This is a genomic window from Micromonospora inaquosa, from assembly GCF_003857055.1.
Taxonomy (GTDB): Bacteria; Actinomycetota; Actinomycetes; order Mycobacteriales; family Micromonosporaceae; genus Micromonospora; species Micromonospora inaquosa.
This window is the reverse complement of sequence record NZ_QGSZ01000358.1, coordinates 1-14,363: the sequence shown is the minus strand read 5'-3', so window position 1 is coordinate 14,363 and position 14,363 is coordinate 1. Positions and strand designations below refer to the sequence as shown.

The following is a 14,363-nucleotide window of genomic DNA, read 5'->3' as shown; positions in this document are numbered from 1 at the left end:
GGGTGGCGGTGGTGGTGTCGAGGGTGGCCTTCGTGCCTACCGGGACGGTTAGTTGGTTGGGGCCGTGGCCGATGGGGAGGCCGCCGAGGACCGGTACGCCCAGGTCGCCGAGGCGTTCGGTGAGTACGTCGACGATCGTGGTGTCCCAGCCGTCGCCGCAGTCGGTGAACTGCCCAACCGCGACCCCGGCCAGCCCGTCCAGCGCGCCGGCGCGGCGCAGGTGGGTGAGCATCCGGTCGACCTTGTACGGGGGCTCCTGCACGTCCTCGATCAACAACACCGCACCGGTCAGGTCGGGCAGGTCCGGTGTGCCGATCGACGCGGCGATCATGCACAGGTTGCCGCCGAGCAGGGTGCCGGTGGCGCGACCCGGGACGCGTACCCCGAAGGTCTCCTCGGTGGGTACCGCGGTGATCGACACGGGTTCGGTCGTCATCAGCGCCGCGTGTAGGGATTCGGCGGAGCGCAACGCTGTGCGCTCGTCGCGCCAGGCCGCCCCCGGGCCGTGCACCCCCGCCAGGCGAGCACCCCGCCACAGGGCGAACTGCAACGCGGTGATGTCGGAGAAGCCGGCCACCACCTTCGGGTCACGGCGGACGGCGGCCATGTCGATGGCGTCCACGATCCGTTGGGCGCCGTAGCCGCCGCGAGTGCAGATCACTCCGCGCACCTGCGGGTCGGCGAAGGCGGCGTTCAGGTCGGCGGCGCGTAGGTCGTCGGTGCCGGCGAGGTAGCCGTGGCGGGCGTACGCGTTCGGCGCCGGCACCGGGCGCAGGCCCCAGCCGGTGAGCAGCTCCATGCCCCGGGCCACCCGCTCCGGCGAGGTCGGCCCGGACGGCGACACCAGCAGCACCGTGTCACCTGGGCGCAGCACGGGCGGGCGTACGGCGGCGCTGTCCTCGCTGATCACAACCGCAGAGCCTAACCACCCCACCGAGGCCGGAACCCCCGCACGGGCAGCGCGGAACCCCGGCACCGGCAGCCCGAAGCCCCTGCACCGGCAGCGCGGAACCCCGGCGCGGGCGGCGGGAGGCTTTCGGCACGGGCGGTGGGACGCCGCGCGGCCCGTGCCGGGGCGTGGTGCCGCGCGGTGTACCGGCTAGCCTCGACGGGTGGCAACCGCGCTGGTGATCGAGAACGACCCGACGGACGACGCCCGCCGGCTGGGCGAGTGGCTGACCGAAGCTGGGCTGGAGCTGTGGGTGGTGCGCCCGCACGCCGGCGACGAGCTCCCCGCCGACCTGGAGGGGTACGCGGCGCTGGTGGTGCTCGGCGGCGAACAACAGGCGTACCCACTGCCGGACGGCTCGCCCGGCGCACAGTGGTTTCCCGCCGTGGAGGGCCTGCTGCGCAAGGCGGTCCGGTACCGGGTGCCGACCCTGGCGGTCTGCCTGGGCGCGCAGCTGCTCGCCACCGCGCACGCCGGGCTGGTCGAGCGGAGTCCGTCCGGGCCGGAGATCGGCCCCGGCGTGGTCGGCCGGCGCGACGCCGCCGAGAGCGACCCGTTGTTCCGGTACGTGCCGTTGATCCCGGACGTGCTCCAGTGGCACTCCGACGAGATCACCGAGCTGCCTCGCGGCGCGACACTGCTGGCGGCGTCCACCCGCTACCCGCATCAGGCGTTCCGCCTCGGTGACCGGGCGTGGGGGTTGCAGTTCCACATCGAGTGCGACGCCGCGATGATCGCCGACTGGGCCACCGACTCGGCCCAACTCGCCGAGCTGGGCTACGACCCGGAGTTGGTGGTCGCGGCCTGCGCCTCGGTGCTGGCCGACGTCGAGGAGGTCTGGCAACCGTTCGCCGCCCGGTTCGCCGCACTGGCCCTCGGCGAGTTGGACGACAGCACGACGCGGCGCGGCCTGCCGCTGCTCGGGCACTGATGAGCCGGCCGACCAGGGCACCGGGCCGGCTCGCCCGGTACGGCTTCGGCACCGCCGAAGGCGACGGCGGCGCGCGCGCCGCGGACCTGCTCGGCCCGGACGGGCTGCGCCTGTGGCAGCCGGTCGAGCAGGAGCCGGTCGACGAGGTGGCCGCGGAGCTGCTTGCCGCGCTGTCCCGGGCCGCCGACCCGGACCTGGCCCTGCGCCAGCTGCACCGCATCGTGGAAGCCGAGAGCCGCACCACCGACGGCCGCGCCGGCACCCGCACCACCGGCAGCAGCCGCACCACGGACGCCAGCGCCGGCAGCCGCACCACGGACGCCAGCGTCGAATCGCCGCTGCTCGCGGACCTGCACAACGACCCCGGGTTGCGGCGGCGGCTGATCGCGGTGCTCGGCGCGTCGGCGGCGCTCGGCGACCACCTGGTGGCCCACCCCGAGCACTACCGGGCGCTGCGGACCGCCCCGGACGGGCTCGCCCCGGTCGCCGAGGGGCGGCTGGAGCCGGTCGACGGCGGCAACCCGGTGGCGGCGCTGCGGACCGCGTACCGGCTGGCGTTGTTGCGGATCGCGGCGGCTGACCTGACCGGTGGGCGCGGCCTGGAGCAGACGATGGCCGCGCTCTCCGCGCTGGCCGACGCGACGCTCTCCGCGGCGTACGAGATCGCGGTCGCCGAGTTGGCCGAGGGCACCGAGCGGCCCCGGCTGGCTGTCGTGGCGATGGGCAAGTGCGGTGGCGACGAGCTGAACTACGTCTCCGACGTGGATGTCATCTTCGTCGCCGCCGAGGACGTCGACCTGTCCGCCGCGACCCTGGTGGCGACCCGGTTGATCTATATCTGCGGGTTGGTCGCCTGGCCGGTGGACGCGGCGCTGCGCCCCGAGGGCAGCCGAGGCCCGCTGGTGCGGACCCTCGCCAGCCACCTGGCCTACTACCGGCGGTGGGCGCGCACCTGGGAGTTCCAGGCGTTGCTCAAGGCCCGCCCGGCCGCCGGTGACCTGCCGCTGGCCCAGGAGTGGATCGACCAGCTCGCGCCGCTGGTCTGGCGGGCGGCCGAGCGGCCCGAGGCGGTCGAGGACGTCCGCGCCATGCGCCGCCGGATCATCGACCACGTCCCGCCGAAGGAGCTGGAACGCGAGATCAAGCGGGGTCCGGGCGGGCTGCGCGACATCGAGTTCGCCGTGCAGTTGCTGCAACTCGTGCACGGTCGCGGCGACGAGACGCTGCGCGCGCCCGGCACCATCCCGGCGCTGCGTGCCCTGGTCGCCGGCGGCTACGTCGGTCGGGCCGACGGCGAGGCCCTGTTGCGCGGCTACCGCTTCCTGCGCAGCGTCGAGCACCGGCTGCAATTGCAGGGCCTGCGTCGTACGCACACCGTGCCCGCCGAGCCGGGCGCGCTGCGCTGGCTCGCCGCCGCGCTGGGTTTCACGGCCACGCCGGGGCGCAGCGCGGTGGAGAGCTTCCGGGCCGAGTGGGTCACCCATGCCACCGAGGTACGCCGACTGCACGCCAAACTGCTCTACCGGCCGCTGCTGGAGTCGGTGGCCCGGGTGCCGGCCGACGGGCTGCGGCTCACCCCGGAGGCGGCCCGGAACCGTCTGGAGATCCTCGGCTTCGCCGACCCGGCCGGGGCGTTGCGTCACCTCCAGGCGCTCACCGGCGGGGTGAGCCGCACAGCGGCCATCCAGCGCACGTTGCTGCCGGTGCTGCTCAGCGAGTTCGCTGATGCGCCTGAGCCGGACCGGGGGCTGCTCAACTACCGGAAGGTCTCCGACAAGCTGGGCAGCACCCCCTGGTATCTGCGGTTGCTGCGTGACGGCGGCCCGGTCGCCCGCCGGCTGGCCCGGGTCCTCGCCCTGTCCCGGTACGTCGCTGACCTGCTCGCCCGCGACCCGGAGGCGCTGCGGCTGCTGGCCGAGGAGAACGAGTTGGCGCCACGCCCGCCCGAGGTGCTGCGGGAGGGTTTCCTGGCGGCGGCGGCCCGGCATTCCGACCCGGTCGAGGCGACCAGCGCGGTGCGCGCGCTGCGCCGTCGCGAGCTGGTGCGGGTGGCCTGCGCCGACGTGCTCTGCCGGGCGGGCGCGCTGGCACCCAGCCCCACCCGGTCGGACGGCGCGAACCGGCCGGCCGCCGGGCTGGCCGACATCACCGAGGTCGGAACGGCGCTCGCCGACGTCACGGACGCCACCCTGGCCGCCGCGCTGCGCGCCGCCCAGGCCAGCCAGCCCGCGCCGGAAGGGCTGCGGTTCGCGGTGATCGGCGTGGGCCGGCTCGGCGGGTACGAGTCGAACTACCTGTCCGACGCCGACGTGCTCTTCGTCTACGACCCGCCGGCAGGGGCCAGCGAGAGCGCGGCCAGCGCCGCCGCGCACGCCGTCGCCGAGGAACTGCGCCGGCTACTCGGCGTGCCCGCCCCCGACCCGCCGCTGGGCGTCGACGCCGACCTGCGACCGGAGGGCCGCCAGGGTCCGCTGGTGCGCAGCCTCGCCGCGTACGCGCAGTACTACGCCCGCTGGTCGCGGGTGTGGGAGGCGCAGGCACTGCTGCGCGCCCGGTTCGTCTGCGGTGACGCCGACCTGGGCGCCGAGTTCGAGGCGATGATCGAGCCGGTGCGCTACCCGGACGGCGGGCTGACCCGCGAGCAGGTCGTCGAGATCCGGCGGATCAAGGCCCGGGTGGAGACCGAGCGGCTGCCCCGGGGCGCCGACCCGGCCACCCACACCAAGCTGGGTCGCGGTGGGCTCGCCGACGTGGAGTGGGCGGTGCAACTCGTTCAGCTCCGGCACGCCGGCGCGGTCCCGGCGCTGCGCGGCACGCGTACCCTCGACGTCCTCGCGGCGGCCGAGCGGGCCGGCCTGATCGACGGGGAGGACGCCGCGGAGATGGCCGCCGGTTGGTCCCTGGCCGCACAGGTCCGCAACGCGTTGATGCTGGTCCGGGGCCGGGCCGGCGACCAACTGCCCCGGCACGGGGTGGAGTTGGCCGGGGTGGCCCGGCTGCTCGGCCGCGACGACCCGGGGGAGTTCCTCGACGAGTACCTGCGCACCGGCCGGCGCTCCCGCGCCGCCGCGCAACGCGTGCTGGAGGCGTAGCGGCGTCAGCTGCCGAGGGTGTATTCGCCGGGGCGGGGGACGACGACGGTGCTCCAGTCGCCGTCGGCGATGACTGTGGCTCCACCGGACGCGGTCAGCCAGCGGCTGTGCCGCACCCGGACCGCCACCGGGCCGGCGGTCGGGGCCCGGAAGGTCACCGCCGCGCCGTCGACGCGAACCAGCTCGGCGGGGGCGGCAACCAACGGTGTCGCGTCGACCACTGCCCAGACCCGCCAGTGCTGGTCGGACCAGACCGGCGTCAGGTACGGCAGGCCGCCTTCGACCAGCGCCGCCTCGGCCCGCCCCACCCAGGACAGCGGGGCGTCCGGAAGCGCCACGTACTGCACGGCGTTCTCGTTCAGCCAGGCTCGGTAGTTCGCCGGCGTCAACGGCACACCGGTGCCGGACGCGCCGGGCACTGTGGTGAAGAACAGCGGGTTGCGCTCGATGTCGGCCTGCCGCAGCCAACCCCGGGCCAGCGGCACCTCACCGAGCCGGGCTGCCTCCCAGTAGTTGCGCGTCGGTGGCACCTCGACCCGGCCGGTGAGCCGCCGCTCGCCCAGGAACGCGCGCAGTGGCGTGTAGTAGCCCGACGCGCTGGTCGGGTCGCCGATGCCGCGCAGGTCGGCGGGGACCACCGGCGGTTGCCAGACGCACACCGCCACCAGCAGCGCGACCAAGCCGACACCGCCCAGCAGCCGGGCGCGACGGGTGCCGCCGGACGGCGCGGCGAGAGCGGCGGACCGGTGGGCCATCCGGGTGGTGAGCCAGGCCGGCGGGCCGGCGGCGGCGGCCAGCACCGGCAGCGCGAACATCGTGACCAGTCGGGTCGCGTTCAATCCCACCGGCGTGTGCACCAGCGCCGCGGCGAGCACCCCCGCGGCGGAGAGGAGCGCCGCGAACCGCACCGGTCGGTACGACACCAGCGCGGCCACCACCAGGCTGGTCACCACCGCGCGCAGCGTGTCGGTCCGGCTGATGTTCATCCAGCCGCCGTCGCCGAACAACAGGGCCGTCGCGGCCAGCGGCACGGCCGCCGCTATCCCGACTGCCAGGCCGTCGGCGTACCGGCGACTGAGCAGCAGCGCGACACCGGCCAGACCGACGAACAGGCCAGCCACCGGGCTGGTCGCGGAGGCAAGCAGCGCGCCGGCCGCGCCGAGCCCGAGCCGCAGCAGCGCCCGTCCGCCCGCGCGCCCTTGCCCGGTGTACGCGCCGGGGCGGCTCAGCGTGAGCGCCAACAGTCCGGCCAGCCCGAACGCCACACCCAGGGCGTACGTGACCCGGCCGGAGGCCAGGTTGCCGGCCAACGTGACCACCCCGACGAGGCTGCCCAACAGTGGGCGGGGCACCCTGCCGCGAACCAGTAGCGCGGCCAACGCGGCGGCCGACGCCACCAGCGCCAGAGCGCCGGTCACCCGCACACCGAGCAGCGCCATCACCGGCTGCGACAGCAGGCTGTAGCCGAACTGCTGCACCCCGCCGTACCAGCGCAGATCGACGGGGGTTGGGCCGTGGGCGGCGAAGAAGTCCGCGCGGGCGACCTGCGCGGAGAGGTCCGAACCCATCAACGGCAGGGCCAGCCAGAGCGCACCGAGCACGACGGCGGAACCGGTGGCCATCGCCACCACCCGACTGCGCCGCATGCCCACCTCCGTACCGCGACCACCGTACTGGCAGCATGTCCGGCGTGCCTCACCACCTCGCGCGTTGGACCGGACTGGCGGGCTCGGCGCTGCTCGCCGTCGCCGCGTTCCTCGGCGGCGCCCTGCCCGGCTCACCCCTGCGCCCCACCCCGGTCAGCATCTGGCAGGGCCCGAATGGTCCGCTGGTCATCGCCGCCTGGCTGGTCGGCACCGCACTGATGGCCTACGCCTGGTGGTCACTGCGCGACAAGATCCCGTCGACCCGCTGGGCGCTGATCACCGTCGGCCTCTGGCTGCTGCCGGTGCTGATCGCGCCACCGCTGGCAAGCCGCGACGTCTACGCGTACGCGTGCCAGGGCGCCAGCTACACCGCCGGGATCAACCCGTACGAGCAGGGCGTCTCCGTGCTGCCCTGCCCCTGGCTGGACACCATCTCGTACATCTGGCGGGACACCCCGGCACCGTACGGGCCGCTGTTCGTGGTGCTCTCCGGTGCGATCGTCAAGGCCACCGGCTCGCTCACCGGCGCGATCGTGGCGTTCCGGCTGATCGCGGTGGCCGGGGTGGCGCTGACCGCGGTCAGCCTGCCGGTGCTGGCCCGACGAGCGGGCGTACCCGCCGGCCGGGCGGTCTGGCTGGCGTTGGGCTGCCCACTGGTCGCCGTGCACCTCGTGTCCGGCGCGCACAACGACGCTTTGATGGTCGGACTGCTGGTCTCCGGGCTCGCGGTGATCGCCTCCCGGCCCGGCAGCCCCGGTCCGCTGCTCGCCGGTGGCGTGCTGCTCGGGCTGGCCGCCGCGATCAAGGTGACGGCGCTGGTCGTGGTGCCGTTCGCGGCGCTGGCCGCCATCGTCGGCGGGTATTCGATCCGGGCGTTGGTCCGGCACGGCGGGTGGGTGGTCGCCGGCGCGGTCGCCGTCGTGGTCGGGGTCACCTACGCGGCCGGGCTGGACTTCGGCTGGGTCGGCGGGCTGGAACGAGGAGGCGACGTGATCGCCTGGACCTCACCGTCCACCGCCGTCGGGCAGACCATCGGCTACCTGGCGGTGCCCTTCGGTGGGCACATCGACGCGCTGCCGGTGACCCGGGGGATCGGCCTGGCGGTGCTGGCGTTGCTGCTGGTCTGGCTGTGGTGGCGGGCCCGCACCCGGGACCCGCTCTGGCACGCCGCCCTGGCGCTGGCCGCCACTGTCGCCCTCGCCCCGCTGTTCCACCCCTGGTACTGGACCTGGCCGCTGACCGTTCTCGCGGCCACCGCCCAGCGGACCCGATGGTTCGCCGTGGTCGCCCTGGTCGCGTCGTTCCTGGTGCTGCCCGACGGCACCGGGCTGCCCCGCTACACCAAGACGGTCGGGGCGCCGCTGATGACGCTGTTGGTGATCGTGGTGGTCATCCGGTTGGTACGGTCGGCTCGGGCGGCCCGTCGACCGGTCGTCGCCGACTGAGGGAAGGTGCGCCGGTGACCGCTCCCGGGGCGCGCTTCTCCCGGTACGCCGGTCTGGCCGGGGCGGTCCTGCTCGCCGTGGCCGGATACCTCGGCGGGGCGCTGCCCGACGCCCCGCTGAGCGTGACGCCCGCGTCGATCTGGCGAGCCCCGGACGGCCCGGCGACGTTGACCTGCTGGCTGGTCGGCACCGTGCTGCTGGTCGGAGCGTGGTGGTCGCTGCGCGAGGGTGCACCGTCGACCCGTTGGGCGTACGTCACCGCCGGGCTGTGGGCACTGCCGCTGCTGGTCGCGCCGCCGCTGGGCAGCCGGGACGTCTACTCGTACGCCTGCCAGGGCTGGACGTACGCGCACGGCGTCGACCCGTACACCGTGGGGGTGGCGGCGGCGGGCTGCCCCTGGCTGGACACGGTGGCCCCGATCTGGCGGGACACCCCGGCACCGTACGGGCCGGTCTTCGTCGTGCTCGCGGCGCTCGCGGTCGGCCTCGGTGGCGGGCTCACCGGGACGATCGTGGCGCTGCGCGTGATCGCCGTGGCCGGGCTGCTGCTGGCCGCGCTCTGCCTGCCCGGTCTGGCCCGGGCGGCCGGGGTGCCGGCCCGGCGGGCGGCCTGGTTGACGTTGGCCGCGCCGCTGGTCGGCGTGCACCTGGTGGCCGGCGCGCACAACGACGCGGTGATGCTGGGCCTGCTGCTGTGCGGGCTGCTGATCGTGGTCCGTCGACCGGGCCGGCCGGCGGCGTTGCTGCTGGCCGGGGCGCTGCTCGGGCTGGCGGTCACGGTGAAGGCCAGTGCCGTGGTGGTGGTGCCGTTCGCCGCGTTGGCCGCCGTGCACGGTCGCCACACCGTCCGGGCGTTGCTGCGCCACGGTGGTTGGCTGGCCGGAGGGTTGCTCACCGCGCTGCTGACCACCTCGGCGGTGTCCGGCCTCGGTTTCGGCTGGGTGGGCGGGTTGGCCCACAGTGGCGACTCGGAGCAGTGGACGTCACCACCCACCGCCGTCGGCTTCGTGGTGGACTACGCCGGCGCGCTGGTCGGCCGGGACCCGCAGGCGGTGCCGGTGGTCCGGGCGGTCGCGCTGCTGCTGCTCGTCGGGGTGCTGGTGGTGCTCTGGTGGCGAGCCTGGCAGACCCTGCGCGAGCCGGAGCACACCTCGCACCCGGTGGCGCGGTCCCGGGTGGCGCTGCACGGCGCGGCGTTGGCGCTGGTCGCCACGGTCGTCCTGTCCCCGGTCTTCCACCCCTGGTACGCGACCTGGCCGCTGGCGCTGCTCGCGTTCACCGCCGCCGGTACGACGTGGTTCACGCTGCCCGTGGCGGCGGCAGCCTTTCTCGTCCTGCCCGACGGCACCAACCTGGCCCGGTTCACCAAGGCCCCCGGCGCCCTGGCCATGACGGCTCTGCTCCTGACCGTGCTCGCCCACCTCGCACGCCGCCGGCTTCAAGCTGTTGATGATGAGGTCGGCGGGCAACGATCCGGACGAAACGCCCGGCCAACCTCATGATCGTCACCTCGGCTGGGGTGCGGTCAGGCGGGTGCCGCAGGTGGGGCAGGGTTGACCTGAGGGCTGGGGGGTGACGGTCCGGCGGGAGCGGAGAAGGACGGTCAGGAGCAGGACGGCGGGACCGGTGAGCGCGACGGCGACAGCGGTCACGGCCAGTTCCGTGTAGGTGACGGCGCCGTGCATCCGCCCGATGTCGGTAGCCAGGCGGGGCACCGCCAGGAAGCCGGCGGGGGTGAGCAGCGTGACGAGCGCCCAGCCGCCGCGCCCATCGCCGCCCATCGCCAGACCTGTTGCCAGCAGGGCCCCGACGGCCAGCAACAGCCCGCCGGTCGCGGGCAGGACCGCCAACGCGGGACCGTAGTAGCCGTCAATATCCGACAGCCCCACCAGGAATTCCGCCGCCGCCAGCGCCAACAGCGCGGACAGCAGCGGTGCGAGGCGGAGCGCCGCCGGAGGTCGGTCGGGCAGGGCCAGCCCCAGCAGGCCCAGGACCAGCTGCGGCAGGAGCACGTACAGCGGCGGTCGGGGTGCGTCGAGCGCTGCGGCAACCGGTGGCAGCGCCAGCGTGAGCAGGAGCGCGAGGGCGATGGCCCACCGGGCGACCCGGCTCGGCGCGACGGCGATCACCACCGCCGCCAACAGCCACGCCGCCCACGTGACGACACCGAGCGACACGAACGGGCCGACGTGGGGGACGCCCCACTCCACGGGCGGCGGATGCAGCTCCGCCGTACCCCAGACACCGGCGAGGGCGCTCGCGGTGACCAGGGCGAGCAGCGCCGCGAGGCGTACCCCGGGGATCAGGTCGGTGACGCCCGCGGCCCGCAGCCGCTGGCGGAGGCCGCCGCGCACCAGGTCCGCGGCGTCCACCGGCGCCGGCCAGCGTTGGTCAGGGGCGGCCAGGTCGAGGTAGGTACCGACGATTTCGGCGCCGCGGGCGCGCCGGTAGTCAGCGGGGTACGCGCGCAGCAGCCGGAGGTAGCGGCGTTCCAGGTCGTTCATGCCAGCCCTCCGACCGTGCGTGGGGTGGTCGGGAGGGCGGCGCGAGTCCGCTTGGACAGCCGGGTGGTGGCGGCTTCGACGTTGCGGCGAAGGCGCTCGGTCTCGGTGCTCAACGTGGTTTCACCGCCGGGGGAGAGGCGGTAGTAGCGGCGCAGTCGGCCGTCCACCACCTCTTCCCGGTCCACCTCGACGAGGCCGGCGTCGACGAGTCGGTCGAGCGCTCCGTAGAGCGTCCCGGGGCGTAGCGACACCCGGTTGTCGGAGAGAGCGGCGACCTCACCGATCAGCCCGTAGCCGTGCATCGGCCGGGCGGCCAGCGCGGTGAGGATCAGGAAGGTCGGTTCACGCAGCGGTGTCTCCACGCGAGCAATATATCGGACGCGAAGGTATATGGGGGGACGGCACAAAGCGGCCGGGCCGGCCCCGCGATAGCGGAGCCGGCCCGGGCCGTTTGAGCGGGTGACTGCTCAGCAGTCGTCGTGCATTGGACTGCTCAGCAGTCGTAGTACATGGCGAACTCGTGCGGGGTCGGGCGCAGGCGCACCGGGTCGACCTCGTTGGCGCGCTTCCAGTCGACCCAGGTGGAGATCAGGTCGGGGGTGAAGACGCCGCCGTCGAGCAGGTAGTCGTGGTCGGCCTCCAGCGAGTCGAGCACGGCCGGCAGCGAGCCCGGCACCTGCTTGACGTCGCCCCACTCCTCCGGCGGGAGGTCGTAGAGGTCCTTGTCGATCGGCGTCGGCGGCTCGATCTTGCTCTTGATGCCGTCCAGACCGGCCATCATCATGGCCGAGAAGGCCAGGTAGACGTTGGCCGACGGGTCCGGGACGCGGAACTCGACGCGCTTGGCCTTCGGGTTGCTGCCGGTCACCGGGATGCGGGTGCAGGCGGACCGGTTGCGCTGCGAGTAGACCAGGTTGACCGGCGCCTCGAAGCCCGGCACCAGGCGACGGTACGAGTTGACCGTCGGGTTGGTGAAGGCCAGCAGCGACGGCGCGTGGTGCAGCAGACCGCCGATGTACCAGCGGGCCATGTCGGACAGGCCGGCGTAGCCGGTCTCGTCGTAGAACAGCGGCTCACCGTTGAGCCAGAGGCTCTGGTGGGTGTGCATGCCGGAGCCGTTGTCACCGAAGAGCGGCTTGGGCATGAACGTCGCGGTCTTGCCGTTGGCCCAGGCCTCGTTCTTCACGATGTACTTGAAGAGCTGGAGCTGGTCGGCGGCGTGCAGCAGCGTCGAGAACTTGTAGTTGATCTCGGACTGGCCGGCGGTGCCCACCTCGTGGTGCGAACGCTCCACGGTGAAACCGCTGTCGACCAGCCGGCGCACGATCGAGTCACGCAGGTCGGCGAAGTGGTCGACCGGCGGCACCGGGAAGTAGCCGCCCTTGTACGCGGTCTTGTAGCCGCGGTTGCCGCCCGGCTCCTCGCGGCCGGTGTTCCACGCGCCCTCGACCGAGTCGATATAGTAGAACGACTGGTGCGCCGAGGTCTCGTGGCGGATCGAGTCGAAGATGTAAAACTCCGCCTCGGCGCCGAAGTAGGCGGTGTCGGCGATGCCGCTCGCCGCCAGGTACGCCTCGGCCTTCTTCGCGACGTTGCGCGGGTCGCGGGTGTAGGCCTCGCGGGTGAACGGGTCGTGGATGAAGAAGTTGAGCGCGAGCGTCTTCTGCGCGCGGAACGGGTCGATGAACGCGGTGGCGACATCCGGGAGCAGGAGCATGTCCGACTCGTGGATCGCCTGGAAACCGCGGATCGACGAACCGTCGAACGCGAGGCCGTCAGTGAAGAGGTCGTCGTTGACGGACTCGACCGGCAGGTTGAAGTGCTGCATCACGCCGGGCAGGTCACAAAAGCGAACGTCGACGAACTTCACGTCCTCGTTCTTGAGGTATCGCAGCAGTTCCTCGGGATTGGCGAACACACATCCTCCTGGCACGTCCACGGGGTGGCTAGGCTTCTGGCGACGCTAGGGCCGGGGGGTTGCCCGGCCGTGTCTCCGTTGTTTCTGCCGTGTTACGTCCCTCGCGGAGGGTCAGGAACGCCCCTGTCCACGCCTCCGGCCCGCCAGGAACGCCGTACCGACTGTGCCAGTGTAGTGACATCTGATGCCTTTGGCCTGAATCGGCACACAGTGGTGGCGGCACCCGGCAGACCCTCATACCGGCGCGGATACCCTTGACCGCTGTGACCAATCCGCACCCTCCGGCAGCGCCGGCCACCGACCCCACCTTCACCGCGCCGAGCATTGGTCGGCGGTTCGGCGCGCTGATCATCGACTGGGTGCTCTGCCTGCTGGTGTCCAACTTCTTCGCCGACCCGGTCCGCGACGGCTGGGCGCCGGTGCTGGTGCTGGTCCTGGTGTACGGCATCTTCCTCGGCCTGTTCGCTCAGACTCCGGGCATGTACATCACCAAGATCCGCTGCGTGAACTGGCACGACGGCGGCCGGATCGGCGTGCCCCGGGGGCTGATCCGTGGCCTGCTGCTGGCCCTGGTCGTCCCCGCGCTGATCATGGACGAGCACCGGCGCGGCCTGCACGACCGCCTCGCCGACTCGGTCATCGTCGACGCCCCCCGCGGCTGACCGCACCACCAACGCGAAGGAGCCGGACCCACCGGGCGCGGCTCCTTCACGCGCACGTCTGAGTGTCAGCGGCCCCGCGACTGGCGGAAGGCGCCCGGCGGCCGCATGTTCTTCGGGATCGCGCCCTTGGGCATCTGCGGCCGGGCGGTGAGCGCCTTGAGTCGCTTGTCCAGCGAGTTGACGTCCTTGCCGGAGAGCGCGCGGGGCAGGCGCAGCAGCGTCGTCCGGAGCTTACGGATCGGCAGCTCGCCCTCGTCCTGCCCGATCACGTAGTCGTGCAGGGGAGCGGAGCCGATCACCTTCGAGAGTCGCCGCTTCTCCTGGCCGAGCAGGCCGCGCACCCGCTGCGGGTTGCCCTCGGCCAGCAGAATCACGCCCGGACGGCCGATCACCAGGTGAACCATGTCCATCTGAGTGGTCGAGCTGACCGCCGGGGTCACCCGCCAGTCACCGCGCATGTTCTCCATGATCTGCGCCGCCGCGCCGGGTTGCCCCTCGGCGGCGTTCATCATCGCCTTGTTGGACCGCAGGTTGAGCACGATCAGCACCGCGAGCAGGATGAACAGGATGCCGATCGGCAGCCAGATCCAGCCCCAGAGGATGACCGCGACCACGGTGAGCGCGAGCGGGAGCAGCACCGCCGCCGCGACCAACGGCGCGAACCACCGGTCCTGCTTGGCGGTGAACTGGAACACCATCCCGATCTGCTTCAGCCGCTGGCCGAACGAGACCTTCTCCTGGGGCTTTGCCATGCCGCAGAGTCTAGTGGTCGCCGCCGGCCCGTTTGATCCGCGTCCGGGTGCCGGGGGAGCTGAGTACCTTACGTCCCCGTACACCTTTGGAGCAGCCGGGTAAGGAGGCTGTGGGCCGGGAAGATGAGGCGCCGTGCCCATGCCCGGGTGGGGCCTTCGCGCGAAGAGTCGTCAGCAGAAGACGACGACGCCACGAAGGAGCCCAAGATGTTCGGCAACGACGCAGATTTCCTGCTCACCCTGCACCGCACCCACGCCGCCGAGCTGCGCGCCGACGCGGCCGCGGACCGGCTCGCCCGGTCGCTGTCGCGTCCCGTCAGCCGCGGGTGGTTGGGCCGGCGCAGGCAGGCCGGTCGCACCAGCGACGCGCGCCGGTGACCGCGCCCAGCGCGACTGCCAGGTCCACGGCGCCCAGCGCGGCCGCGTCGGCGCGCAGCTCGGCGGCGTGGGTGCGGTGCAGGGTG

Annotated in this window: 11 protein-coding genes; 5 read left to right on the top strand and 6 right to left on the bottom strand. The window is 73.4% G+C overall.

Annotated elements, in window-relative coordinates; genetic code table 11:
* The coding region (locus DLJ59_RS32795; RefSeq protein WP_148096990.1) for a S66 peptidase family protein at positions 1 to 910 on the bottom strand (910 nt) is incomplete at its 3' end.
* Positions 911 to 1,112: 202 nt separating this feature from the next.
* Between DLJ59_RS32795 and DLJ59_RS32790 the strand changes: the two genes are divergently transcribed.
* Together DLJ59_RS32790 and DLJ59_RS32785 are read left to right on the top strand one after the other, a co-directional pair.
* Positions 1,113 to 1,880 (top strand): type 1 glutamine amidotransferase, encoded by a 768-nt coding sequence (locus tag DLJ59_RS32790; RefSeq protein ID WP_124777949.1) that lies wholly within the window; start codon positions 1,113 to 1,115, stop codon positions 1,878 to 1,880.
* Positions 1,880 to 4,972 (top strand): bifunctional [glutamine synthetase] adenylyltransferase/[glutamine synthetase]-adenylyl-L-tyrosine phosphorylase, encoded by a 3,093-nt coding sequence (locus DLJ59_RS32785; RefSeq protein ID WP_124777947.1) that lies wholly within the window; start codon positions 1,880 to 1,882, stop codon positions 4,970 to 4,972. The genes DLJ59_RS32790 and DLJ59_RS32785 overlap by 1 nt, the downstream gene beginning before the upstream one ends.
* Positions 4,973 to 4,977: 5 nt before the next feature.
* On the opposite strand, the gene DLJ59_RS32780 is transcribed toward DLJ59_RS32785, so the two are convergent.
* Positions 4,978 to 6,618: a hypothetical protein gene (locus DLJ59_RS32780; protein ID WP_124777945.1), complete on the bottom strand. Its 1,641-nt coding sequence runs from the start codon at positions 6,616 to 6,618 to the stop codon at positions 4,978 to 4,980.
* A gap of 44 nt (positions 6,619 to 6,662) precedes the next feature.
* On the opposite strand from DLJ59_RS32780, the gene mptB (DLJ59_RS32775) reads away from it, so the two are divergent.
* Together mptB (DLJ59_RS32775) and mptB (DLJ59_RS32770) are read left to right on the top strand one after the other, a co-directional pair.
* On the top strand, positions 6,663 to 8,063 hold the full coding sequence (gene mptB, locus DLJ59_RS32775; RefSeq protein WP_208648912.1) for a polyprenol phosphomannose-dependent alpha 1,6 mannosyltransferase MptB: 1,401 nt from the start codon (positions 6,663 to 6,665) through the stop codon (positions 8,061 to 8,063).
* Between the two features lie 14 nt (positions 8,064 to 8,077).
* Complete coding sequence (gene mptB / locus DLJ59_RS32770; RefSeq protein WP_244236351.1) at positions 8,078 to 9,565, top strand: polyprenol phosphomannose-dependent alpha 1,6 mannosyltransferase MptB; 1,488 nt, start codon at positions 8,078 to 8,080, stop codon at positions 9,563 to 9,565.
* A gap of 3 nt (positions 9,566 to 9,568) precedes the next feature.
* Here the strand turns inward: mptB (DLJ59_RS32770) and DLJ59_RS32765 are convergent, their stop codons facing one another.
* From DLJ59_RS32765 to glnA, 3 genes are all read right to left on the bottom strand, one after another.
* A complete protein-coding gene (locus tag DLJ59_RS32765) occupies positions 9,569 to 10,567 on the bottom strand; it encodes a hypothetical protein (RefSeq protein WP_124777941.1) in 999 nt (332 codons plus the stop codon).
* Positions 10,564 to 10,929 (bottom strand): PadR family transcriptional regulator, encoded by a 366-nt coding sequence (locus tag DLJ59_RS32760; protein ID WP_124777939.1) that lies wholly within the window; start codon positions 10,927 to 10,929, stop codon positions 10,564 to 10,566. Before DLJ59_RS32760 ends, DLJ59_RS32765 begins: the two co-directional genes overlap by 4 nt.
* A gap of 131 nt (positions 10,930 to 11,060) precedes the next feature.
* Entirely contained in the window at positions 11,061 to 12,485 is a 1,425-nt protein-coding gene (gene glnA, locus DLJ59_RS32755; protein WP_124777937.1) for a type I glutamate--ammonia ligase, read from the bottom strand.
* Between the two features lie 263 nt (positions 12,486 to 12,748).
* Between glnA and DLJ59_RS32750 the strand changes: the two genes are divergently transcribed.
* Positions 12,749 to 13,147: an RDD family protein gene (locus tag DLJ59_RS32750; RefSeq protein WP_244236350.1), complete on the top strand. Its 399-nt coding sequence runs from the start codon at positions 12,749 to 12,751 to the stop codon at positions 13,145 to 13,147.
* Between the two features lie 65 nt (positions 13,148 to 13,212).
* Here DLJ59_RS32750 and DLJ59_RS32745 read toward each other — a convergent pair whose 3' ends face one another.
* The gene (locus DLJ59_RS32745) at positions 13,213 to 13,899 is read right to left on the bottom strand and encodes a DUF4191 domain-containing protein (RefSeq protein WP_124777935.1); all 687 of its coding nucleotides are present in this window, start codon (positions 13,897 to 13,899) and stop codon (positions 13,213 to 13,215) included.
* Positions 13,900 to 14,363: the final 464 nt, after the last annotated feature.